Raw genomic sequence first — 24,610 nt, forward strand, 5'->3', positions numbered from 1 at the left:
GGCAATCCTTACGAATTGTTCTTTTTCTCCATCGCCGCCTTCAGCAGTTCGCCCAAATTGGAACCGATCGATTCCGGTTTGGAGTATTGCTTGACGAGCTTCTGCTGTTCGCGTTTGTTCATGTGCTTGTTGTCCTTGCCTTTGCCCAGCACCTCGGTAATGCCGCAAGACAGGCACTGCACGTACATCCCGGCTTTGCCTTCTTTCAGCTCCATCTTCTTGTGGCACTGCGGACAGCGGCGGTTTGAAAGCCGCTTTTCCCCGGACCGGCGGTAGCCGCAGTCCTCGGCCGGACACACGAGCAGCAAGCCGCGTTTGGTTTTTTTCTCCAGCAGCCTCGTTCCGCAATCGGGGCAATGACTGTTTGACACATTATGCGGCTTGTAGGTCGCACCGCTGTTCTTCACGCCTTGCACAAGCCCCACCGCCATCTCCCGAATGCCTTGCAGGAACGGTTCCGGCTTGCCTTTGCCGCGGGCGATGCGTTCCAGCTCCGCCTCCCAGCGGGCGGTTAACTCCGGCGTGCGCAGGTCCGAAGGCGCCAGCTCGATCAGCTGCTTGCCTTTGCCGGTCGGGTGCAGGAAATTGCCCTGCCGCTCGATCGTGTCGGAGCTGACCAGCTTTTCGATGATATCGGCCCGCGTCGCCGGCGTTCCCAGGCCATGCTTCTCCATTTGCGTCAGCAGGGCCGCTTCGGTGTAGCGCTTCGGCGGCTGGGTCCGGCCGGGCGTAACCCGGCAGCGTGCTACCGTTACCGTCTCGCCCTGGCTCAGCTCCGGCAGCGCGGCGCCGCTCTCCTCTTCGCGGTCGTCTTCGTCCTCGTCGATGGCTTCGCCGTCATATACGGCCCGCCAGCCGCTGTCTTTGATCGTTGTCCCCTTCGCGTGAAGCGTCTCCCCGCCTACCTCCACCGTTACGCTGACCTGGTCGAAGCGGGCCGGCGGATAAAACAAGCTGATGAACCGCCGCACGATCAAATCGTAAAGCTTCCGTTCCTCTGCGTTCAGCGCGTTCAGCAGCACGGTCTGTTCGGTCGGGATAATGGCATGGTGGTCGGTGACCTTGCTGTCGTCGACGATGCGCTTGCCAAGCGGCAAAGCCTTGCGAAGAAGCGGGCGGGCCAGCGGCGCGTAAGGGCCGACGGCGACGCTGGTCAAGCGCTCCTTCAGCGTATCCGCCATATCCGCGGTCAAATACCGCGAATCGGTCCGCGGATACGTAACCAGCTTGTGCTGCTCATACAGGCGCTGCAGCACGTTCGACGTCTGCTTCGCCGAGAAGCCGAGCAGCCGGTTGGCGTCCCGCTGCAGCTCGGTTAAGTCATAGGCCAGCGGATGCGGCACCGCTTTTTCGTTTTTTACGAGCTTGACGATTTTACCGGTCCGCCCTTCAAGCTTGCTTTTCAAGGAAGTCAGCTGATCCGCAGCGAAAATACGCGAATCCCCGCCCGCTCCACGCCACACCGCTTCAAACTTGCCGAAATCGGCGTGCAGGACGCTGTACTCCTCCGAGCGGAAGCGGGTGATTTCGTTTTCCCGCTGCATGATCATCCCGAGCGTCGGCGTTTGCACGCGTCCAGCGGACAGCGGGGCACCGAATTTGCAGGTCAGGGCCCGCGTCACGTTCAGCCCTACCATCCAGTCGGCTTCGGCCCGGCAGCGCGCCGATTGGTACAACCGCTCGTATTCGCTGCCCGGCTTAAGCGAAGCAAAACCTTCCTTGATCGCCTTATCCGTCTGCGAGGAGATCCACAGCCGCTTAAACGGCTTGTTCCACTTCACCATATCCATAATCCAGCGGGCCAGCAGTTCGCCTTCCCGAGCCGCATCGGTCGCCACAACCAGCTCGCCGACATCCTGACGGCGCATGAGCTGCTGCACCGCCTTAAACTGGTGGCTGCTTTCCCGCAGCACCTTCAGCTTCATTTTGCCCGGCAGGATCGGCAAATCCTCCAAGGACCAAGTCCCGTATTTCCCGTCGTAATCCTCCGGTTCGGCCAAACCGACCAAATGGCCCAGCGCCCAGGTCACCACGTATTTCGGTCCTTCAAAATGGCTCTTATGCTTATCGCGGCTGCCGATCACCCGGGCGATTTCCCGCGCGACCGACGGTTTTTCCGCCAATACCAACGTTTTCATGAGTTCTTAAGAAACACTCCTTTCCTCGCTACATTATACCATTTGCTAATTTCCCCGGCACAAAGCGCATAGCCTGAAGCAAACGGCCCGGGCCGGCCGGACCGCCGAGTTGACGGGACATTGCGGAAGCCGGCGCCTTCCCTAACCTCGCGCCCTGCGGCTAAAACCTCTCCCTTTCGTCAGGCCGCTCAGGAATTCGTGGGCCCGACAAATGCACCGAACCTGGAATCGAACCGGGTCGGCATAAACTCCAGGACCTCATAGACAGCGACCTTCTCCTTATAAAAAGGATCGCCCTCGATGATGGCTTCGATTTCCTCACGGGATCCCGCATTGGCTAAAATTACTCCGCCATCTCTCGGTACTCGTCTTCCGGAAACGATGAATACCCCTTTTTCATATTGCCGCTCCAGATAAGCCGCATGTTCCGGCAGCAAAGAATCCACCGTTTCAAGCGGCTTCGTGTATGTAAGAATGATGACAAACATCTCATTTCCCCCTATTGTTTCTTTTCCAGTTCAATAATTTAAAAACTTCCCCTAATCCAAAATGAGTTCGAAGAAACACTCCTTTCCTCGCTACATTATAACATTCGCCCAGCATCCGCGATACCAAGGGGCGGTCCGGCAAGCTTGCGAGTCCGTCTCCGGACATAAAACGCCAGTTGAAATCCCTCTTTTTTTTACTCTTGGTTCCACTGTTCGCCCCAACGCCCCATTTCGTGAAAAACAGCCCGGAAAGATTGGCCTTTTTCCGTTAATGAATACTCGACCGTAACAGGTACCGTGAACACCACCTGGCGCTGTATGATTCCATGGGACTCCAAATGCTTCAAAGTGTCGGACAAGGCCTTTGCATTGACATTCCCGAGGCTGCGTTTTAACTGGTTAAACCGTTTCTTGCCATGGACAAGTTCGGCCAGCACCGGTAAAGACCATTTGCCGGAAAGAATCTTCAACACACCGTCAATCAAGGATGAACAAGCTTCCGTTGAATTCGTTGCAGACACTTCGATCACCGCTTTCTGAAAATGTATCGCTTCCTGAAATGGATTGTTCGCCAATTATAGCATTTTATCAAGGTAAAAAAAGTGAGCAGGTTTAAACTTTGATACTTAGTAGAAAAAAATTGCCTTCTTGTGGCTCCAGGCTGCAATTGTTACGCTTGAAACGAGCCTTATTTACAATACGAGGAGGATTGCACGATGAAAGAGCGTTACGTACCGCTGTTTGAGCCGTTTACCCTTAAAAACGGCCTCCGTATAAAAAATAGAGTTGTCATGCCTCCCATGGCGCATTCCGGTTCCCTTCCCGGCGGATTTATCTCGGATGAAGAATTGAGCTATTACGCTCGCCGGGTGAAGGACGTCGGAATGGCGATCACGTCGGCAACCACCGTCCTTGCGGGTGCCGGCTATCCCGGCATGCCGGGAGCCGAGTCCGATGAACATATTCCCGGGCTGCAGCGGCTTGCGCAGACTCTCAAAGCCGATGGAGCCAAGGCGATTCTGCAGCTTTTTCACATCGGGGCGAGAGGGAGCAGAAATACGGTAAGCGCCAGCGCAGTAGCGCCTGACGCTCCGGGCGCGCCGGTTCCGCGGGAATTATCCGAGGAGGAGATCCATGCCATTATAAAAGCATTCGGAGACGCCGCAAGACGGGCCATTGCCGCCGGTTTTGACGGGGTCGAAATTATGGGCGCCAACGGTTATCTGATTCATCAGTTTTTCTCGCCTTATTATAACCGGCGAAACGATAAATGGGGCGGGACCTTGGAGAAACGCATGTCCTTTCCGCTCGCGATCATTAAAGAGGTTACACGCATCGCGAGAACCTATGGGGATCCGTCATTTGTCGTCGGCTACAAGTTCTCTCCCGAAGAGCGGGAGACGCCCGGAATTACCATGGCGGATACCATGAAGTTCGTGGATGTGCTGGCGGATCAGGATTTGGATTATTTGAACGTATCTTTGGTCCGGTTCTGGTCTGTTCCCCGCAGAGGAACGGAAGACAAGCGGCCAAGAATAGAAATCATCAAATCGATAACCGGCGACCGCATACCGCTATTGGGGGCAGGGGAGCTGCGAACCCCGGAAGACGCCGCCGCCGCTCGGCAAACCGGGGTAGAATTCATCGGCATAGGCCGCGCCCTCTTAATGGATCCCGACTGGCTGGAAAAAGCAAGGCTCGGCAAGGAAGAGGAAATCCGGACGGAGCTGTCCCGGCATGACCAAGAGAAACTCAAGATTCCGGGAGGCTTATGGAGCCAGATAACCCGATACATTGATTTTATAGATTGAAATTCAGGCGGAAATTCGGGGGGGCGGCTCCTTCACAGCAGTTTTTCCGCCAGAAAAGCAAGCCTAAGACGCAGCGAATCATCTGGATCACGAAGGTTGCAGCGGGTCAATTGCTCGAATTTAGCCAGGCGGTAGGCCACGGTATTCCGATGAACGAACAGGCGCTTGGCGGTTTCTCCGATCTGTCCCTGCGTCTCCAGGAAGACGCGGGCCGTATCCATTAAATCTTGCCGTTCCCGGTCGTCCGTCTCCAGAATGGCTTGAAACGTTTCCTGATAAAAATCGGTCAAGGCCACATCCGGAACCATTTTCAGCAGCTCGAACACCTCTTTGGTGCGGTAATATTGAATAAACCGGGTTTGCCGGGACTGGTAGCCCGTATGCAGGGCGCTGACCGCTTCTTTGTAAGCGTTGGGCAGCCCAGTCGCCTGTTCCGCCTGATTGCCGATCCCAAACGAAAAAGAAAGCCCCTCCTCCCGCTCCAGTTCCTCCTGGAACTGGATCAGGCAGGGGACGAGCGGGAGCTCTCCCGCCCCGGCATCCCAGCCCCGCTGCAGCACGATCACAAACATCTCCTTGCTGTTGAACAATAGGGCGGGAAGCTCGTGGACGTCCAGTTTCGTTTTGAGCAATTCATAAAGATGATCCCGGCGCTGGTAGGGGGCATTCCCCCCCTCCGCCCCGTTCCTGCCCGGGTCATCCAGCTTGCCGGCCGCGCACATATAACCGGCGGCATCCCGAAGTCCGTAGCGTTTTCCCAGCGACAGGATCTCCTGCCGCGAATTGAACGTCCCCGCGATCAGTTCTTCAAAAAACTCGTCCTTGTAGCGCCGGAACCGCTCTTTCAAAGCCTGTTGTTTGACGAGTTCAAAGCCGATGACATTCGCCGCCTGCTCAATGGCCAGCCGCGGCAGCGGAGACTCCGCCAGACCCGCGTTCACCAATACCAAGTATGCGGAATGATAAGGCAGTTCGATCGCATGCATGATGACCTCGCAGCGCTCCCCGTCCCCGCCGGGCAGCAGACAAAATTCCGCAACCTTGCCGCCGCAGCTCCGCATTCCGGCCGCCGCAGCCTGAATCTGTTCCTGCAGGCGGGCGGTGCCCGCCGCGCCGCTCCTTCCGGCGGAACCGCCGATCACCCTTCCCCGTTGATCCACCAGCATCCCCTCCCCGCCGACCAGACCGGACAGGGCTTGAATAATCGCATCGTGCCCCCCTCCCTTCATGATCAACGCGGAGAAGTCGCGGTGCATGCGCAGCGCATAGCGCAATTCGTCATTGTGCTTCTCCAGAATAAAATTGAGGGACTCCTGCAGCAATTCCCCCAAGGAAGGCGACAGCGCCAATTCGATCAGCGGGAAGCGCAGTTCATCCGCCAGCGCCAGAACGGACTCGGGAATTTCCGCCAAAAAACGCTTCGTCTTAATACCCAGGCCGGCGCTCCCCGCAAACGCAGCATTGAAGTGGTCGTGTATACCTCGGAGGAACCGACGCGCTTCGGGCTTGGCTGTCTGGGCAGCCGGGCCCTGGCCGGCGAATTGACGCTGGAGGAGGCCTATTCGCTGACCGATAAGGACGGCAAATCGCTCCCGCAAGTGTTGGAAGAACTGGGATACGATCTTTCCCGCTTCGCCGAAATTCCCGTGCCTAAAGGCAAGGTGCACGGAGCGGTCGAGCTGCATATCGAGCAAGGCGCGGTGCTGGAATCGCTGAATCTGCCGGTAGGCATCGTGCACACCATCTCCGCTCCGACCAATTTTCGCGTGACCTTGACCGGCCAGCAGCGCCATGCGGGCAGCACCCCGATGCATCTGCGGCATGACGCTTTCCTGGCATGCTGCGAAATTTCCCTGGAGTTGGAACGGCTGGCCATCCAATCCGCCAGTCCCGATACGGTCGCCACCGTAGGGAAAGCGGAAGTGCTGCCCGGCGCTTCCAACGTCATCTCCGGCGACGTACGGTTCACGATCGATATCCGCGACAGCGAATATGAAAGCAAGCGCCGCCTCGTTGAACAATTGCGGCAATTCATCGGCACAGTCGAGACCAGGCGCGGCGTAACGGTTTCGCTGGAACAAATCAACGACGACCTGCCCACCCGTTCGGACACAAAGATCGTCGCCCTGCTGGAATCGGCCTGCCGGCAAAAACGGATTCCCTACCACAGAATGGTCAGCGGAGCCTTCCACGACTCCATGCTGGTCGGCAGATTCGCCCCGATCGCCATGATCTTCGTGCCCAGCAAAGACGGCATCAGCCACAGCCCCGAAGAATACACCGATTGCCGTGATATTGCGCGCGGAACGGATATTTTGGCGGAAACGCTGCTCCGGTTGGCTCAAGATTAAGGCGGGGAGTTTTCACCTGTCCCATTTCAACCCGCTAATCATGAACGAAACGAAACAACCCTCCCTCGGCGTTTAACCCGGGGCGTGGGGGTTGTTTCGTTTCTGGCGAATCGCTAGCCCAGCGTACGAAAACCGCCAGAAAAATCGCTCTGGCGGTCCTTTGCTGTTTTTGACAAAAAAATCAGGCGTGTATCTTCATCCTAAAAAATAAGAGCCAAAAATGCCGTTAATCCAGCGATATCAGCTCATTTAAAAGAAATAGAGGAAATTTATGCCGCTATTTTCTCGAGCCGTAAGGAAATACCCTCATTCTTGACCATTCATAGAAAAATAAGTACATAAAATTCCGCTAATTGGGATGAACATGCTAGGAATCTGGATAATAAGTACATGAATTTCCGTTATTTTTTACCGTCCCTAAACCCAGTTTCCGCAAACAAAACAAACGATCGCCGATCCCCACTCCCTATCCCGCCGCCCTTCGGGCTTTGTCCCCCTTGAAAGCCTGCAATTCGGCCGGCGTTTGCCGCCTCTCAAGTCAAACCGGACTTTTTGTATTCAAAGGGCGTTTTCCCCATCACTTCCTTAAAGGCTTTCCGAAAGGACTTTACGTTGGGAAATCCCGTTTCGTAGGATATTTCCGTAAGCGACTTATTCGTGGTTTCCAATAAATCAATGGCTTTCTCCAAACAAAGGATCTGCTTGTATTCGGTAAATGTCTGGCCGGTGTATTTATGAAACATCCGCGACAGATAAGCCTCGGAATAGCCGCAGATGCGCGCGGTTTCGGCCAAACTGATGTTTTCGGCATAATGCTCTTTCATGTAGTCCATAATGGCCTTGATTTTTTGCTGCTTTTCGCTGAATATTTCCGGCGGAGTATCCGCGGCTTGGCCAAAATGACGAACCAGCCAATATTTAAGCTCAATGATCCGGCTTTGTTCAAGGATATAATCGTATTTGCCCGGGGAAAAATGCAGCTCATAGATATCCATAAGCAGCTCCCTTAATTTGGAAAGCGCGGTTGGTTCATCTTGTCCTTCTTGCGTGTTTAATTGAATGCTTACTTGTTCATGGGCGAAAAAGGTTTCCGGAAATTGCAGCACCAATACCCGGTTCTCCGTGATGCTCTGCGTGGAATGCGGGACATTGCTGTTGATGAACAGCACGTCATTTTCCGCTAAAACCGTGATTTTCCCTTCATGCCACACCTTTAAATTTCCGCTTAAACAGCAGATCAGCTCCATGTTGCTGTGGAAGTGCATAGGAATGACTCTTTCCGTATCTCTGGCCTGAAAAATAAACAGGTTGATCATTTTTTTTCTGTCGATTTCGATATGTTCGTATATCTTCTTCATCGGACACCTCATCTGCCGGCCATGAGCAATCGGTTAGTTAGTTACTACTATACTGATCGTAAATTGCCCGGACAAGCCACAATTCATCCCATAGGCCTAAGATAATAAAGAAGGCCGCTCGATCCCGCAAGCGGAAAGTGAGCGCCCTTCTTTGGCCCTTTATTTATGATTTCAAGTACACCGTCATTAACGGTCCGTTATGGCCATCGTCCTGCTGTCCGACGTGAATTTCCACCCTCGCCACGGCTTCCGGTCCGTCCGGGACAATGACTGGACTAAGCGGCGATAGACCGGCGGCCCGAATGGCTTCTTGATCGAATTCAAGCAGCAGTTGCCCCTGCTTTACCTTCGCGCCGGTCTTCACATGTGCCGTAAATCCGTTGCCCTTTAACGACACCGTATCTATACCGACATGGATGAGCACCTGCACGCCGCTCCTATGCTCGACGATCACCGCGTGCTTGCTTTTGTCCATAAGATGGGCTATTTTTCCCTCGAACGGAGCGTATACCTTGCCTTCCGCCGGCTCAATCGCCGCTCCTCCCCCCATGTGCCCCTGGGCAAAAGCAGGATCGGGAACCTCTTTCAGTTCCACCGCCTTGCCGGGAATGGGGGATGCGATCTCCAGCGAATCCAATGCTTTCTTATTTCGGCCCCAATGGAACAATTGAATCTCTCCTTAATCTACGCATTGTTGCAACCGGTAAATGCTGACTTTTCCTTCATTGCCGCCAGCCTCGAGCCGAACGGCGCGCTGCTGGGCATCTTCCGTGAAATAACGCAGGGAAAATACTTCTTCCCCCTCGTTCACAAAAATCTCCAGGCTTGAGCTTTCTATAAATAGCCGCATTTCCGCAAGGGTATGAGTTAATATTGCTTTCCTGTACTCTCTCTGCCTGGTCGCCCAGTTGGTTCTCCAGACGGTCAGACTGTTTTGTTCCCGATCATAGTCAATTTGCACAGCGCCCCTGATCATCATCCGGAAATTTTCGCTGAGCTTGGAAAAATTAATGATAAGTTCCGCTTGCAAAGCAGGCAGCTGCCATACTCCATTGTTGCCGATATTCCCCTGCATGCCGTCCTGTCTTAACCCTTGCAATTCCCGGATTGGCTTCTGGTAAAGCCTGCCGTCCGCCAGCACGATTTCCCGGGGAAGGGTCAGCGTGTGGATCCAGCCTTCCTGAACGGTCGGAACGGCCTTCTCCGTTTCCTCGTCCATAGAGTTCATCCAGCCGAACAGGATGATTCGATCGCCAACCTTAAACGACTGCGGTGCATAAAAATCAAATCCGCGATCGAGCTCTTGAAAATCGGCCAGCTCACCGTGGAATTTGCCTGTCTCCGCTATTTTCCCGACAATATATCCCGATTGATTAGGATTTCTAAAGTTTTCTCCTTGTTCCGGCAATCCCTGAGGACAAAACACAAATACATCATTTTCGGGAAATTGCAGGACATCCGGGCATTCCCACATGTAGCCAAACTTATGATCATGTTCCAAAAACGAGCCTTGGCAGGTCCAAGCGCTCAAGTCCGCGGATTTGTAGACCAGCGCGTCACCCCTTAAATCGTCCGTTTGTGCGCCGACAATGAGCCGCCAGCTTCCGCTTTGATCTCTCCATATTTTAGGGTCCCGAACATGTCTCGTATAGCCGGAGGGATGTTCAAACAACGGGCCGATTTTGCGAAAATACTCGCCGTCTTCGGAAACGGCCGCGCACTGATAACTTTCCTTCACCCCGTCGTCCCGGATTACATTTCCCGTGTAAAAGAGGTGCAGCTTGCCATCATGAACAACACTCCCGCCGGAATAAATGCCGTCCTTGTCATACCATTCTGAAGGCTCCAGCGCGGCGTTTTTCCTGCGCCAATTCACCAGGTCGTCCGAAACCATATGGCCCCAGCATTTATTTTTATGTTCGGTACCGTGTGGATTCCATTGATAAAACACATGATATTGACCGTTGAAAAAAGCAAGTCCATTCGGGTCGTTTAATAACCCGTGAGGCGGGGTGATATGAAATTTCAAGTCATAAGCATCGCTTCTATTCATGTTCCTCCTCCGGATAAAACAAAACTAAAACTCAAGGAAATGTCCTGCGAGCTTGCCCCGATATAAACTTCAAACTCACCCGGCTCGCTCTTGCACTCCATGTTGCTTCCGTAAAATTTAAGCATCTCTTCGCGGATCGTAAATTGAACCGTCCCGGTCTCGCCGCTGCGCAGGAAGATCTTTTGGAAGTCTTTCAATACCTTCACCGGCCTTGCCACGCTGGCGAACTTATCGCGAATGTACAATTGGACCGTTTCTTTGCCGTCATACATCCCGGTGTTGGAGACAGCGACGCTGATCTCGATCGACTCATTTCTTCTCATTTCCTTCCGGCTCACGGACAAAAGGCTGTATGTGAACGTGGTATAAGATTTACCGTAACCAAACGGATACAGCGGCTCGTTCGCTTCATCGATATATCGGGACGCAAACCGGTATGAGCCGTTTTCCGGCAAATTTGGCCGGCCCGTATTAAGCTCATTGTAATAAACGGGAATCTGCCCGACGCTGCGGGGAAACGTCATCGCCAGTTTCCCGGACGGATTGGCTTGGCCGTACAATAAGTTAGCCAGCGCTTCCCCGCCCATCGTCCCCGGATACCAGGCCTGGATCAAGGCATCGGCTGTCTCGGCAACTTCGGTAAGAATCAAAGGTCTGCCGCTATAGACGATTACGGCGAGCGGCTTGCCCAGCCCGCTTAATTCGCGAAACAGTTTCAACTGCGGTTCGGGAAGCGCCGGGTTCGTGCGCGAGCCGCCTTCCCCGCTCTGATAAATGCTTTCTCCCAAGGCGAGAACGATGACGTCCGCTTCGTTTGCATTCCGGATCGCTTCCTGCAGCAATTCCTCCTCCCCGGCCGTTTCGGCCGGCAGCTTGTCCGCATATTTGCCAAGGGCTTCCCGTTCATCAAGGGGGACCATGTACGCCCCGCGGCAGACCGAAAGCCGGGCGGGATCGGCATGCTTTAGCAGCCCCGTTTTCAAGTTGACGGTATCCGCCTCGTCCCCTTTAATCGCCCATATGCCCAAGGTGGAGTTTTCTTCCGCGTAAGGACCGATTACCGCGATCTTAGTTTGAGGCGACAGCGGCAACAGCTCATGTTCATTTTTCAGCAAGACGACGGATTCTTCCGCCAATGACAGCGCAGCCCCCTTATGTTCATCCGACAGAATGCTGCTGCTCCCCCGCCGCACGGTTTCCTGCAAACCGCGGAACGGGTCCTCGAACAACCCCAGATCGCTTTTCAGTTTTAAAACACGGTATACAGCCTCATCTAAAAGCCCCAGCATATGCTCGTTGCCGGAAATGACCTGCTCCAGTTGATTGGCGTATACCGCCGTCTTCATATCCACATCGACGCCGGCCAGCAGGGCCAGCCTGGCGGCGGCAGCTTCATCTTCGGCGTAACCGTGCATGATCAGCTCTTCGATCGCGGCGTAATCCGAGATCAGCACACCGTCAAAATTCATCTCCCGCCGGAGCACGTCGCGATTAAGCCATTCGTTCCCGGTCGCCGGAACGCCGTTCAAGGTGTTGAAAGCGGTCATCACCAGCTTGGCCCCGGCTTCGATGGCGGCTTGATAACCCGGCAAATAATATTCCCTGAGCGTATGCTCGGACATATCCACCGCATTGTACTCTCGCCCGGCGACAGGCGCCCCGTAAGCGGCAAAATGCTTGACGCAGGCGGCGATTTTATCGGCCGGGATGGCGCCGCTCCGCGCATTCCTTCCCTGAATTCCCGCCACCGTGCTTTCCGCATATTTCCGCGCCAGTAAAGTATCCTCGCCGGGCGATTCCATCACCCGCCCCCAGCGGGGGTCTCTGACGATATCCACCATCGGCGAAAAGGTCACGTGAAGGCCCTCTTCGTAGCACTCCCGGGCCGCGATCGCAGCGGCGCGCTCGATTTGCTCAAAGTTCCAGCTGCACGCTTGAGCCAGCGGAATCGGGAAAATGGTCCGGTATCCGTAGATAATATCCGCCATAAACAGCAGCGGAATTTGGTGAGCCGAATGTTCCAAATACTTCGTTTGCAGCCGGATCATTTTTTCCGGATCGGTGACGTTCAAGATGGAGCCGGTATTGTAAACATTGTAACTTGGATTTAGCCCTAATTTTTTCAGCGGCCCCGTCACGACCGTATCGATATCGCCTTCAAAAAAGTCGCCGGTCAGTTGGACCAACTGGCCGATTTTCTCTTGAACCGAAAGGCAGTCCAGTTTTTCGCGCAGTAATTTGTCATCCATTGTTTCTCTCCACAGAAGTTTTATTTGTTGTCCGTTCTCTCTTTAAACCCAAAGAACCAAGTGAGGCCAAAGGCCACCGCAAAGCCGATGATGCAGACGGCGATATACGGAATGATTTGATTGTTCAGATACAATAACATCCCCGGGATGGCCGTAATCGACATGCCTGTCGCCTGGACGTTGAATATCCGGGCGAAAAATCCGCCGGCCGCTCCGCCGATCAACGCCATTAGGAACGGCTTGCCGTAGCGGATATTCACCCCGAAGATAGCCGGTTCCGTAATCCCCAATAACGCGGATAAGGAGGATGGATAGGCGATGGATTTGGTTTTTAAACTTTTGGCTTTCAGACCGACAGCCAACGCTGCCCCAGCCTGCGCGCAAATCGACGCCGAGCTGATCGGGTTAACGATATTCCAGCCGCTGTCCACCAGCATCTGGATTTCTATCAAATTCAAAGCGTGGTGCAGTCCGGTAATGACAATAAGCTGATTGATGCCGCCGTAAATCAAGCCGCCGATGCCAAACGGCAATTTCAAAATCGCCGTAACCCCCGCCAATATAAGCACCTCAACCTCGTGAAAAATAGGGCCGATCACGAACAAGCCCAGCACTAAACTGACCAGCAAGGTTAAAAACGGCGTTAAAATCAGATCCAGGGCTTCGGGGACCCATTTTCTGATTCTCTTTTCCAACAGCGCCCCCACGACCCCCAGAATGAAGGCCGGAAGTACCGAACCTTGATAACCGGCGACTTTAATGAATCCAAAAAATACCATCGGCTCCTTAACATGCTGGGCGACATCCCAGGACGTTGGCAGCGAAGGGCTGACCAGCATTAATCCGAGCAATATCCCCAACAACGGGGACCCGCCGAACACCCTGAATGCCGACCAGCAGACCAGCACCGGTAAAAAGGCGAAGGCGGTATCGGTCAATATTTGCGTAATCAGCAAGAAATCCGCCGAAATATTCTCGGGGGTAAGGCCGAATAATTGAAGCAGCGCCGGCTGCGTGACCAGCCCTCTAACCCCCATGAACAACCCTGTAGCTACCAATGCCGGGATAATCGGGACGAATACGTCGCCGAAAATCCGGAGCATTCTTTTGAAAAAGTTATCATCCTGGGCCGAGGCCTTTTCCTTCAGCTCTGCTTTGGAGGTGGCGGATACATTCTGTCCGATCATCGCTTCGTAAACCCTATTCACAATACCGGTGCCGAAAATAATCTGATATTGCCCGGATGTAAAAAACACACCCTTGGCCTTGTCGATATTTTCAATGAACTCATCGTCGATAATATCCCTGTCTTTGACGATCAGGCGCAGCCGTGTGGCGCAATGGGCCATGGAAATAATATTGTCTTCTCCTCCAAGCCCTTTAATCACGTCCTGGGCGATTTTAACGTATTCTTTGTCGGAACTCATCAGGCTCTCCCTTTCCTCTCAACTGGTTGTAGTATTGACCGGTTTGCTTCTCAAGCATATCATGATCGCGCTTACAAACAGCGGGATTATTTTACTTCATTAAGGTCAAATTTTGACCATTTTTGCTGCGGTGCATGCACCGTTCCGTATAGCAGCCGAGGTTTAACCACCTTCCGGAAAGACTGTTAAAATCGTCCGTATATCTTAGGCTTCCGTGAAGCCAAACTACTAAAATCCAAACGGTGGACAGCAAAACGATTGGAAAATGAAAAGAAACCTGCTATACTCAATTTAATACCTGGTACTAATACTTGATACCAATACTTGATACTAATACCACAAAACCACAAAACCACAAAACCACATCTCGAAGGAGTGATTCGTTTGTCAATCGTATCGAAAGCCCGCATCACCGCGTTTGGTTCGTATGTTCCCGACCGGATCCTAACCAATGAAGACCTGGAGCGGATGGTGGACACCAGCGATGAATGGATCGTGCAACGCACGGGCATCAAGGAGCGCCATATCGCCGCCGACGATGTTTTTACCTCGCACTTGTGCATTCGCGCCGCCGAACGGCTGCGGGAAACTTACGGTGCATCCCTGGACGATGTCGATTTCATCATCGCCGCCACAACGACGCCCGATTATTCGTTTCCGACGGTATCCTGCCGGGTCCAGAAGCATTTCGGCATGGAAGGCGCCGGGGCGATCGACCTCAACGCGACCTGCGCCGGCTTCACCTACGCCCTGCATATGGCCAATGGCTTGATCAGTTCGGGGCTGCATAAAAAAATCCTTGTCGTCGCCGGAGAAACGATGTCCAAAATTACCGACTACAGCGACCGCACAACCTGCATTTTGTTCGGAGACGGCGCCGGCGCCGCCCTCGTGGAATACGACCCGGAGCAGCCCGGATTCGAGGCGTACGTCATGGGCACGAACGGAGCCGGCGGCATCCACGTTTACCGCTCCGGGCTGGCTGACGAGATGGACGGAGTGGCGCTTGCGGGGAACGGGAAACTCGTGCAAAACGGCCGCGAAGTGTTCAAGTGGGCGGTGCGCACCGTTTCCGCCGGGATCGAACAGATCCTGGAGCAGGCCGGCCTCGAACGCGGCGATATCGACTGGTTCGTTCCGCACAGCGCCAACCTGCGCATGGTCGAGTCGATCTGCGAGAAAGCCTCGCTCCCGCTTAGCAAAACGCTGCAAAGCGTACAGGACATGGGCAATACGTCCTCTGCGTCCATCCCGCTCGCACTGCAGGCCGGCCTCGATGCGGGCCGGTTGAAACACGGCGACCGTATGCTCCTGTACGGCTTTGGCGGCGGCTTGACTCATGCCGGTCTGATTTTGCGCTGGGGCGTTCCCAACCTGCGTTCCTAAATTATAAAATTTCAGAGCGTATGGAGCGGAGCTCTAAAACGGCCTGCGTTTTTGTGGTGGTCCTGGGAATAACGGTAAAAAAAGTCCTTATTTTCACCTAAGAAGGGAGTACAGCAGAAATAGGGGAATTTTTTACCTCTATTTCAGAAAAATGAGGGCAAACATCCACCTTTTCCCGAATAAAATCCTAAATAACGGAAAAATTTTCCTTTAATTTGCGTTAGAGGAAGGATATCTCAAAATAACGACATAAATTACCTCTATTTTCGTCAGAGGTTCAGTTTGAACCTAAGAGGACCGCCCGGAAATCCGGACGGTCCTTGATCGTCTCTTTGACACTCTTTAGACTAGAAAAACTTCTCCTTTACAAACGGGCTGGTCTTTAAAATTGAGCAATCTTCTTAGACGTCTCATGCCATCTTCTACGTAACTGAAGGAGCTTGGATCGGCGGAATTAAAAAACTCCAATCCAACGGTAAAACCGATGCAGTAGTCGTGCCAGTTGGAATAATGCTCCCGGGTCAGCCTCACGGCCTTCTCCACGTAAGCGCCCGCTTCAGCATCCGTTAACCAGCCCACCCCTACTCCGCCCAAACTATGCATTGCCACGATGGCAAAGTCATATGCCCCCACTCCGCCGGACGGCATGCGCCGCAAGTAATAATTGGCTACGGCCAGCCTGTGCTTCACATGAGGATTCGTCTCGGCTTCGATTTTTCGGATACGCTCCGTTTCGGCCTGCAGGCACAGCCCCCGGTATATTTGTTCAAATTCATAGCGTATCCCTTTTGAAAGCCGCCATTCCAAACTTTCCTTCAGTTGATCCGAGTTTTCCACTCCATACTGAGCTAAGGTTCTCTTGATGAACAGTTTGCCTGCGTACCTCTTCTCAGGATTGTTAATATAGTAATCCGCCACTCCCCCTACGGAGACGATCGACAGCATAGTATTCGCAGTCGACTTCCATTCTTTTTTGGGAATTATAGCCGTAGCCGTCACGATATTCCTCCGTTCCTTCGTTTATTTATACATCAAGTAACGCTTGCTTCGGAACAGCAACACGATAAACCGCAAATATAATAAACATAAAACAATAGCGTACAAAACGCGTTTGTCAGCTTCAGCCGAACCGCGCTTCCGGGAGGAACGTTTTTCAGCTCTTCCTTCGCCGTTACCAAAGGCGGTTCGGCCGGAACGATCTCCCGCTTCACGTATTCCGGGAAGGAAACCTCCATATTGGAGTACCAGGCAATCGGTAATAATATATGCAGCAAAATGATGAAGAAAACAATCCCTTTTCTCAGCCATAAAAAGATGGCCAGCTTCTTTAAAAACCCCGGCAGCGAATGCTTGCCCTACTCTTGTTTCAACTGCCGCATTTGCTTTCGGCGGCCCTTGCCGAACCGCGGCAGCCCGCTTATGTATGCATCGATTTTGGCCAGGCCTACAACTGCCTCGATATCCCTCGAATTATTCCGCAACATCCGGTCGTACACCTCGCGGGCGGAACCCATTTGCTCCAGCCGGAGATAGCACCGCCCCAACAACGACAGAACTTCCGCATCATCGGGCCTTGCGGGCCTGATCCGTTCAAGCTCTTCCCGCGCTTCATCCGGGCGTCCCATGTTCAGCAGTACGGAGACGCGGACAATGATCACTTCCGCATCGCCGGCGAATTGGCTAACCCACAGGTTGCAGGCCGACAAAGCCCGCTCCAATTCACCGGTCCGGCGGTAAAACTCGATTTGCAGGCGGAGGATTTCCGCGTCGCGGTCATAAATATCAAGCGCCCGTTCCAACGCTTCACGCGCGCTATCCGGCTCATTCGCCAGCATCGCCGTCACGAAATCTTCGCGGGCATGCAGATAAGCTTCAACATCGATCCCATCCGCTTCGCTCAGGCTGGAGTATCCCAATGTAGCGGCAGGTGAACTCCTAAAGGCATATTCGCAAACCTTAGGGCATCTCTCCCCGAAGCCGGAAGGATCGTGAATAAACCTCTCCTCCAACCCGAAGGCATCTTCCAGCAGCCCCCACACCGCTTCGGGCAAAAAATAGTGCTCATTCAAATAATCAAGCACCCGGGCACCCAACAAGCCCTGGTTCCCCGGCTGCCAAAGAACGTTGCCGTTCAGCAGCTCCACCCACAGGGCAACATTGCAGCGGGAAGCGAAATTTAGGTATAAGCCGTCCAGCTCTTCTATAAATTCAGCGACAAGCTCCGGGGACGATTTCGCGAGTGGCGGCTGCTCCCGCTCTCCCAAACCTCTCAAACACCTGAAATTCTAAAGGCTGTAAAGTCCGCTCCTCTTCCCAAACTTCGTCTTCCTCTTCCGCAGCTTCCGCTTCCCTTTCCGCCGTATCTTCATCGTCCGGGAAAATTCCCTTTTGTTTGGCCAGCTTCATCGCCTCGTCGAAAGCTTCCCTTAGCCGCTGATATCCCTCCGGGTGGTATTTTTTTAGCATTCGGGCATACGCCTTGCGAATTTGCGGTTGATCCTGCGTCGGATCGATCTCAAGGATTTTCCATATGTTCAAACCGTCATTTCACCACCGGGCACCTTAATTTTCACCTGTCTTTAGGGACAGCAACTTATTATTATCGACGGAGCTTCTCCCCGGTTTAACAGTAGTCCGTTATTTTCATAATGAAAACTTTCAACAATTTCAAAATCGCCCGCGCTAATCCGATACAATGTATATATAAAACGAAATACGAGGTATATGATTATGGCAAAAATCGGTATCGACCTGGGAACATCGAATTCCCTTGCAGCTTATTGGACGGAGCATGGTCCGGTCATTATTCCCAACTCGCTCGGCAAGCGTTTGACGCCTTCCGTGGTCAGCTTGGACGACAACAACGAAGTTTTGGTAGGTCAAATCGCCAAAGAGCGCATGATCACGCATCCCCATCTCACGGCCTCCACATTCAAACGTTATATGGGAACCGACAAAACGTATCAGCTTGGGGAGCACCCCTTTTCTCCCGAGGATTTGTCCTCTTTTATATTGCGCGCTTTAAAAGAAGACGCCGAAGCCTATTTGGGCGAAGCGGTGGAAGAGGCCGTGATCAGCGTGCCCGCTTATTTTAACGATGCGCAGCGGAAAGCGACTTTGCGCGCGGCGGCTTTGGCCGGATTGCATGTGGAGCGGCTCATCAGCGAGCCTACCGCAGCGGCGATTTCTTACGGCTTGCACCAGCAGGAATCGGATACAAGGTTCCTCGTTTTCGACCTGGGCGGCGGAACGTTTGACGTATCCGTGCTGGAGCTGTTTGAAGGCGTGATGCAAGTGCAGTCGATCGCCGGAGACAATTATCTTGGCGGCGAGGATTTTACCGGACTGCTGCTATCCCATTTTGTGGAGACCCACGGGATTGATTACGCCAACCTGCCGACCAAAGAAAAGACGGCGCTCATCAAACAGGCGGAGCTGTGCAAGCTCGTTCTAGGCAATGAAAATGCGGGGGAGATGGTGTTCATGCGCGAAGGCCAAACCTTGCAGCTCACCGTGAACCGCAGCCAATTCGAACAGCTCGCCGCGCAGCTGCTCCTACGCCTGCGGAACCCGATTGAACGGGCGCTTCGCGATGCGTCGCTGACGCCGCAGGACCTCGACGCCGTCATCCTGATCGGGGGAGCGACCCGGATGCCGATTATCAAATCGATCGTCAGCAAAATGTTCGGAAGACTTCCCTTTTCACAGATCAATCCGGACGAAGCGGTCGCTTTGGGCGCCGCCATCCAGGTGGCCTTGAAAGACCGCGACGCCAGCCTGCAGGAAATGATCCTGACCGACGTCTGCCCGTTTACGCTGGGAACCGATATAGCGGTGGAAATTAAAGACGATGTTTACGAGAGCGGACATTTCCTTCCCATCATCGAGCGCAATACACCGATTCCCGTCAGCAAGGTGGATCGTCTGTGCGCCATTCGGGATAATCAAACGCGTATGAACGTCGGCATTTATCAAGGGGAAAGCCGCAAGGTAGAGAACAACGTGCACCTGGGCGATCTCGTGATCGAGGTCCCTGCCGCGCCAAAAGAGAAAGAGAAGATCGACGTTCGCTACACCTACGACATCAATGGGGTGCTTGAGGTAGAAGTCACGGTAATAAGCACCGGCGAGAAAAAAACGATGATTATCGAAAAAAATCCGGGCCAAACTTCCCCGGAACAGATCAAAGCCCGGCTCGAAGAGCTGAAGCATTTGAAAATCCATCCGCGCGACCGCAGCGAAAACCGCCTGCTGCTCGCCCGCGGCGAACGGCTGTATGAGGAGTCCCTAAACGACAAACGCGAGTACATCGCCAGTCTGATCTTTGAATTCGAGCGGGCGCTCGCCTCGCAGAACGAACAGGAAATCAAGAAGAAAGCCGCCATCTTCAAGCAGAAGCTTGACTCGCTGGAAAGGTGGACCGAGTTTTAATGACCATTTGGGAAAGGCTCGGCATCGGCCGCACGGAAGATATCAAACTTATCAAGCGGGCGTACGCCAAGCAATTGAAAAAGCATCATCCCGAGGACGACCCCGAGGGGTACCAGGCTTTACGGGAAGCGTTTGACGCCGCCGTATCCTACGCCAAGAAGCATGCCCTGCGAATAGCCGGGGAAGCGGCGGCAAGCGCGGAAACTGCGGATGCCCGGACGGATCAAGCCAGGCCGGCGGAAGCCGGGCTGCCGCGGCGGGAAACTCCGGCAACGGAGCAAACGGCCGCTCCTCCCCGGATCCGGCTTTGGCCGCCGTCTGAATACGAAGAAGCCGATGCGCCTGGCGATGCGCCGGAGCCTGTGCTCCCTCCGCCCCGGCTGCACCAGGAACTCCCGGGGAACCCGCACCCCGTGCCGGACGGGCCGCTAACGGTCGAAGATTTTATCGCCAGCGCCGCCGTATTGTACGATGATTTTCCGTCGCGGATATCGACCGCGAAATGGCTGGAACTGCTCGATTCCGACATCATGTGGAATATGGAGGCCAAGCAGGTGATCGGCAGACGATTGCTGGAGCTTCTGCAAACGCGCAGGTTTCTGCCTCCCGAGGTGTGGAGGCTGCTCGAAAACAGCTTCGGCTGGGCGGAAAACTTGCGGGAAGCGGCGCAGTATGAGCGCGGCTACTTCGCCGATTCGTTCCTGAGCTATTACATCCGGCAGCTTCAAGAGCCGGGACTGCGCTATGAATTCCTGCTCCGGGCGGAAGGCATCGATATCGACCGCTTTTTATTTCTTCGCGATGAAGGGCGGCACGCCCTGGCGAGAAACGAGTTAAAAACGGCGTTGAAATTTCTGAAGCAGGCGCATGACATTTTTGCGGATGATCCCGATTTGCTGCGTCTGCTTGGAGAACGATATCTGCGCATAGATGACACGCAAAAGGCGCTGGCCTATTTTGACCGCCTGATCGAGTTGGTCCCGGACGAGATCGACGGCTATCTGTACCGTATCCGAATTTGGCGGTTAACAAACCAGCCGGAGCGGATGATTGAAGAATGCCGGTTTATTCTGTCCCGCTGGCCAAACCATAACGAAGCCCTCATTTTGCAAGGAATCGCTCATCAAATGCTCGGAGACCGCGGCAGCGCTGCGGAATCCTTCCGGCAGGCCGTGCAAATCAACGACTTGGACGGGCGGGCGGCGGACCGGTTGACCGAAGCGAGCATATCCGGTTCCCGCAACAACTCATGGAGATTTTATTTAAACCGCCACGTACTGCTATATTTGTCCGTTTCGGTCCTGACCGCCTTGTCGCTGCTAGGCTGCTTGCTGTATTATTGGGCCGCGGCTCATGCCGGCACGCCGGTCATCATGAACGGATTGCCGGATGCGGAAACGCTGGACGGAAAACGTTATGTGCAACTCGAGGTCAGCAATATCAGAGATTTAAATCTGGGGATGTATGCCCGCAGCGACGAGGATTATGCTTTCCAGAACGAAGATTATGCCTACGTCCATTACATGGACTATGGCGATCCGGAATACACTGTATACCTTGGGGAATTTCTCGGCAAGCCTTTGATCCTTGCGGTGGGTTTAGCGGCAAAAGCGCCGGATGATGCGGCGTTGGAGAACCTGAAGGGTTACGTTCGTGAACTGGAGCCCGAGCTGCAAGCCGCGGTGCTGAAAATGCTGCTATGGAAACCGTCCTTCGATGACGATTCCCTGGGGGCGCTGCTCGAAAGCTACCGTTTCGACCTCGGGAGCGCTTCGCTGTCCGGTGCGGAAGCTTTGCCGGAATTCCAGCCATTTTATTTGGAAGTCGCCGGCCCGCAGACAGCTTCCCCCGTTATCGCACCAAACCTGATGCTTTTCGGTTTTCTGGCGGTGTTGTGGATTTACAGTGTATACCGGCTTGCTTTCGAATACCGGAAAATCCGCGGAATTCGCCGGATGCGCCAATCCTGAACCTGAAAGGACTTATGCTCATGTTGGGAAAAGCCCGTTTGAATCAAACTATTTTTTACCATTTTATGACGTACCCGTTGTTCGCCGCCGGACCGGAGCCATACCGTCAGCTCTGCGGCTGCCATGAACTGGACGTTTGCCCAAGGTCCCGGCTGAAGGAATGGCTGTCGTTTCTCGGGATTCACGATAAAGCCGGTTTTGAGACCAAGCTCAGGTGGCTGTTTTATGAAGGACACCGCTGTGAATTCAACGAATTGTCGCAGCGGATATCCACCATGTCGGCGGCGGTCCGCAGGCAGCTTTTGGCGAGCTTCCGGGAGGACGGCGAAACGGAGCATAAGCTGAAGTGCGTAAACCAGTGGATGCACATCCTCCCTCCGGCCAACATTGCGGCCTTTGATTTCGCCCTGCTGACGGCGCTGTCCAGAGCGGGCGTGCGGAGGCGCTGGCTAAAGGAATCCGAGGCCAACGGGTACTGCCTTGAAGCCGCCAAAATGGCTCAAACCAATTACACCGGCTGGTCCGATTTTTTTGCCGCGTGTATCGCGGGAGCCTGCTTTTATTTCCCTCAACGGAACGGGGACTCACTGCAGCTTGCTTACGCCCGCAGCCTGTTGAACATTTCCGGGGCAATTCCCTCCATTGACTGGAATCACCCTTTAAAATAATCCGAAGCCCGTCCTTAACGCGATCAACTCCTTGCGGAGGGCCGGCTTCTTGGCCTTATTTATAAATATCGGGATGCCTTTCTCGGAGCCACGCCTTGCGAGCGGCCAACCTTTCCAGAAATGCCTGGTATTTATTTTGTACGTTCCGGATAAATTCGTCCTTCTCCGCCAAGCCTTCGTTCGGATTTTCGGGAAATATGCCGTAGCGTACGAGGTTGCCGGTCAACTGTTTAATCATCGTCCGTTTTTCCTCATAGAATTCGATCCCTTCGGGGGATTTCAGCTTGCTTTCGCCGCTAGATGCCCGATAAGCCGCTTGCGCCAAAGGGTACATATCCGCAATGTCGTTCATTACACTTTCCGAGGTTGCGGTTTCCCCCTTCTGCAGACGCAAGTTGATTGCCGTCCAATTCTCATCCAATTGCTGCAGAGCGTCCAAGTAGGTGCGTACCCAATCTTTTTCAAAAACGCTTAGATTCCTTTGATAACCGTCGTTAGGATTCAAGGGAAACAGTTTTTTAGCCTGTACAAAATAATCGTACGCCTCATCCAACTGCCCTAACCGCATCGCTTCTTCTCCTTTGCGGACCAATGAATCCGCGGCGCGGATGACCTCCTCGGACCGTTTCTTTTTTTTCAAGGCCTCTGCATTATGCGGGTTTATTTCCAACGCTCTGTCGTACAAAGTTAAAGCGGAATCAAAAGCGCTTGCCGCAAGCTCGGCATCCCCCTCCTCAATTAGCGCCCGCTGCCTGTGGCCAAATGAATCCCACCGGTATTGCATATATACCGTCACTGCGATACCTGTTAAAGCGATGATTAAAACCAGCAGTTCCTTCAATATTTCGGCGATTTTCCTTAACATCCGGTAGAAACTCCTCTCCTTCTCCAGACTTAGCATCCGGTTCGTTCGCCCGGGCGCCGCCTTACGCCTTTATATATAGAATATTTCGGCCGTTGCGGCGGAAATTTCACCACTTCCGTATTGACAGAAAAAATGGATGTTGCTATGATTTTTTCAGATCATTTGGTGATAATGATTATCATTATCTTTTTTGATTAGAAAATGTTGCTGTTGGATAAGAGGGAGGCTCATATGTACAAGAAAAAGAAGATATTTTCGATCACCGCGTGCGCTTTTGCGTTAACGATCCTATTAACCGCTTGCGGCGGCGCCAATCAGGCGGCCGGAAATACGAACGCCGCCGGGCAAAATACAGGTGGAAAAGCCGCTGCCGAGACCCGTACTTACGATACGGTCAAGGGACCGGTCGAAATTCCGGTGAAGCCGCAGCGGATCGTGACCGACTACTACGCCGGGGAGCTGTTGGCCGTGGGCGGCAACGTGGTGGGCGCCGAACCGGACGCCTTCAACAATCCGTTCCTCAAGGACCTGCTGGCGAATACCGAGGATGTCGGGGCAAACCCCGTCAATTTGGAAAAAACGCTCGAGCTTGCGCCCGATTTAATCGTGGTGATGTACGACAAAAATTACGATGAGCTGTCCAAAATCGCGCCGACGCTGTACCTTCCTTACGGTACGACCACGGACATCTACAACACCGTGGAAACGTTCGGCGACATCGTAGGCGAACCCGAGAAAGCCAAAGCTTTCCTGGCCGACTATGACCAAAAGGCCGCCGAAGGCCGGGAAAAGCTGAAAGGCGTCGTTAAAGAGGACGACACGTTTGGGATCTATGAGCTGACCAACAAAGGCGAGCTGTGGATTTTCGGGGACAACGCCGGGCGCGGAGGCCAAGCGCTGTATAACGCTCTGCAGCTCAAAGGGCCGGAAAAGTGGGATCCGAAGGAATCTACCTTCCAGCTGTCGCTGGAGGCGCTGCCGGAATATGCCGCCGATTACATGTTCCTGACGACTTATGACCCGGACAAAACCGGCGAAGCGCTGAACAACCTGAAAGCCTCCCCGGTTTGGAAAAACATCGACGCGATCAAAAACAACAAAGTCTTTTACAATGACTTCGACACGTTTTACCGCTACGACCCGATCGCCGTCAAGGAACAAATCGGCCTGTTCGTCGATATGATTATCGCCAGCAACCAAGGAAAATAAAAAGCGGGGGGACGCCCAAGTGGCCTTCCCCCGCTCCGCATTATGTCAAGTCCCACGTCTCAGCCCCGGGCAGCTTGGCGTCAGCGCTTTGCTCCCGGGGTTGCTGCCACCTCCATAGAAAGCCTGATTCCGCCACGGAATCCGTCTATTAGAATGCAACGCAACGCCGAGGATACCACCGTCATGAATTCTCCCTTGCCTTCGAT

At 53.7% G+C, this 24,610-nt stretch carries 21 protein-coding genes; 7 read left to right on the top strand and 14 right to left on the bottom strand.

The window, feature by feature from the left end:
• Window positions 1-8 precede the first annotated feature (8 nt).
• The 3 genes from DYE26_RS17570 to DYE26_RS17580 form a co-directional block, all read right to left on the bottom strand.
• Window positions 9-2,138, bottom strand: coding sequence for a DNA topoisomerase III (locus tag DYE26_RS17570; RefSeq protein WP_036625876.1), 2,130 nt, complete (start codon window positions 2,136-2,138; stop codon window positions 9-11).
• 188 nt (window positions 2,139-2,326) lie between these two features.
• The gene (locus DYE26_RS17575) at window positions 2,327-2,626 is read right to left on the bottom strand and encodes a YciI family protein (protein WP_036625878.1); all 300 of its coding nucleotides are present in this window, start codon (window positions 2,624-2,626) and stop codon (window positions 2,327-2,329) included.
• Window positions 2,627-2,820: 194 nt separating this feature from the next.
• Complete coding sequence (locus DYE26_RS17580; protein WP_036628767.1) at window positions 2,821-3,147, bottom strand: winged helix-turn-helix transcriptional regulator; 327 nt, start codon at window positions 3,145-3,147, stop codon at window positions 2,821-2,823.
• A gap of 195 nt (window positions 3,148-3,342) precedes the next feature.
• Here DYE26_RS17580 and DYE26_RS17585 point away from each other — a divergent pair, with 195 nt between their 5' ends.
• A complete protein-coding gene (locus DYE26_RS17585) occupies window positions 3,343-4,437 on the top strand; it encodes an NADH-dependent flavin oxidoreductase (protein WP_036625881.1) in 1,095 nt (364 codons plus the stop codon).
• Between the two features lie 32 nt (window positions 4,438-4,469).
• Here the strand turns inward: DYE26_RS17585 and DYE26_RS17590 are convergent, their stop codons facing one another.
• Window positions 4,470-5,849 (bottom strand): helix-turn-helix domain-containing protein, encoded by a 1,380-nt coding sequence (locus tag DYE26_RS17590; RefSeq protein ID WP_230877192.1) that lies wholly within the window; start codon window positions 5,847-5,849, stop codon window positions 4,470-4,472.
• Between the two features lie 54 nt (window positions 5,850-5,903).
• Between DYE26_RS17590 and DYE26_RS17595 the strand changes: the two genes are divergently transcribed.
• On the top strand, window positions 5,904-6,788 hold the full coding sequence (locus DYE26_RS17595; RefSeq protein WP_240534189.1) for a Zn-dependent hydrolase: 885 nt from the start codon (window positions 5,904-5,906) through the stop codon (window positions 6,786-6,788).
• 533 nt (window positions 6,789-7,321) lie between these two features.
• Here DYE26_RS17595 and DYE26_RS17600 read toward each other — a convergent pair.
• The 5 genes from DYE26_RS17600 to DYE26_RS17620 all read right to left on the bottom strand — a co-directional run bounded on the left by DYE26_RS17600 (window position 7,322) and on the right by DYE26_RS17620 (window position 13,875).
• On the bottom strand, window positions 7,322-8,146 hold the full coding sequence (locus DYE26_RS17600) for an AraC family transcriptional regulator (protein WP_036625884.1): 825 nt from the start codon (window positions 8,144-8,146) through the stop codon (window positions 7,322-7,324).
• 163 nt (window positions 8,147-8,309) lie between these two features.
• A complete protein-coding gene (locus tag DYE26_RS17605; protein WP_036625887.1) occupies window positions 8,310-8,813 on the bottom strand; it encodes a PTS sugar transporter subunit IIA in 504 nt (167 codons plus the stop codon).
• A gap of 12 nt (window positions 8,814-8,825) precedes the next feature.
• Entirely contained in the window at window positions 8,826-10,199 is a 1,374-nt protein-coding gene (locus tag DYE26_RS17610) for a glycoside hydrolase family 32 protein (protein WP_036625889.1), read from the bottom strand.
• Entirely contained in the window at window positions 10,196-12,448 is a 2,253-nt protein-coding gene (gene bglX, locus DYE26_RS17615; RefSeq protein WP_036625892.1) for a beta-glucosidase BglX, read from the bottom strand. Before bglX ends, DYE26_RS17610 begins: the two co-directional genes overlap by 4 nt.
• A 20-nt stretch (window positions 12,449-12,468) precedes the next feature.
• A complete protein-coding gene (locus DYE26_RS17620) occupies window positions 12,469-13,875 on the bottom strand; it encodes a sucrose-specific PTS transporter subunit IIBC (protein ID WP_036625894.1) in 1,407 nt (468 codons plus the stop codon).
• Between the two features lie 390 nt (window positions 13,876-14,265).
• On the opposite strand from DYE26_RS17620, the gene DYE26_RS17625 reads away from it, so the two are divergent.
• Window positions 14,266-15,261 (top strand): ketoacyl-ACP synthase III, encoded by a 996-nt coding sequence (locus tag DYE26_RS17625; RefSeq protein ID WP_036628772.1) that lies wholly within the window; start codon window positions 14,266-14,268, stop codon window positions 15,259-15,261.
• Window positions 15,262-15,603: 342 nt separating this feature from the next.
• On the opposite strand, the gene DYE26_RS17630 is transcribed toward DYE26_RS17625, so the two are convergent.
• From DYE26_RS17630 to DYE26_RS34890, 4 genes are read right to left on the bottom strand one after another with little or no spacing between them, the layout of a single operon-like run.
• Window positions 15,604-16,260 (bottom strand): DUF1266 domain-containing protein, encoded by a 657-nt coding sequence (locus DYE26_RS17630; protein WP_036625897.1) that lies wholly within the window; start codon window positions 16,258-16,260, stop codon window positions 15,604-15,606.
• A 21-nt stretch (window positions 16,261-16,281) separates the two neighbouring features.
• Window positions 16,282-16,569, bottom strand: coding sequence for a hypothetical protein (locus DYE26_RS17635; RefSeq protein WP_124333577.1), 288 nt, complete (start codon window positions 16,567-16,569; stop codon window positions 16,282-16,284).
• Between the two features lie 47 nt (window positions 16,570-16,616).
• On the bottom strand, window positions 16,617-17,525 hold the full coding sequence (locus tag DYE26_RS17640) for a tetratricopeptide repeat protein (RefSeq protein ID WP_036625903.1): 909 nt from the start codon (window positions 17,523-17,525) through the stop codon (window positions 16,617-16,619).
• Complete coding sequence (locus DYE26_RS34890) at window positions 17,470-17,799, bottom strand: J domain-containing protein (protein WP_036625906.1); 330 nt, start codon at window positions 17,797-17,799, stop codon at window positions 17,470-17,472. Before DYE26_RS34890 ends, DYE26_RS17640 begins: the two co-directional genes overlap by 56 nt.
• A gap of 192 nt (window positions 17,800-17,991) precedes the next feature.
• Here DYE26_RS34890 and DYE26_RS17650 point away from each other — a divergent pair, with 192 nt between their 5' ends.
• The 3 genes from DYE26_RS17650 to DYE26_RS17660 are packed head-to-tail and all read left to right on the top strand — an operon-like array spanning window position 17,992 to window position 22,330.
• Window positions 17,992-19,692: a molecular chaperone HscC gene (locus DYE26_RS17650; RefSeq protein WP_036625908.1), complete on the top strand. Its 1,701-nt coding sequence runs from the start codon at window positions 17,992-17,994 to the stop codon at window positions 19,690-19,692.
• Window positions 19,692-21,662, top strand: coding sequence for a J domain-containing protein (locus tag DYE26_RS17655; RefSeq protein ID WP_036625910.1), 1,971 nt, complete (start codon window positions 19,692-19,694; stop codon window positions 21,660-21,662). Before DYE26_RS17650 ends, DYE26_RS17655 begins: the two co-directional genes overlap by 1 nt.
• A 38-nt stretch (window positions 21,663-21,700) precedes the next feature.
• Window positions 21,701-22,330 (top strand): DUF1266 domain-containing protein, encoded by a 630-nt coding sequence (locus tag DYE26_RS17660; protein WP_164815206.1) that lies wholly within the window; start codon window positions 21,701-21,703, stop codon window positions 22,328-22,330.
• Between the two features lie 55 nt (window positions 22,331-22,385).
• Here the strand turns inward: DYE26_RS17660 and DYE26_RS17665 are convergent, their stop codons facing one another.
• Entirely contained in the window at window positions 22,386-23,195 is an 810-nt protein-coding gene (locus tag DYE26_RS17665; protein WP_036625914.1) for a tetratricopeptide repeat protein, read from the bottom strand.
• 231 nt (window positions 23,196-23,426) lie between these two features.
• Here DYE26_RS17665 and DYE26_RS17670 point away from each other — a divergent pair, with 231 nt between their 5' ends.
• Window positions 23,427-24,404, top strand: a complete 978-nt coding sequence (locus DYE26_RS17670; protein ID WP_036625917.1) for an iron-hydroxamate ABC transporter substrate-binding protein — start codon at window positions 23,427-23,429, stop codon at window positions 24,402-24,404.
• Window positions 24,405-24,610 lie beyond the last annotated feature (206 nt).

The sequence above is a fragment of the Paenibacillus macerans genome, assembly GCF_900454495.1.
In the GTDB taxonomy this organism is placed as follows: Bacteria; Bacillota; Bacilli; order Paenibacillales; family Paenibacillaceae; genus Fontibacillus; species Fontibacillus macerans.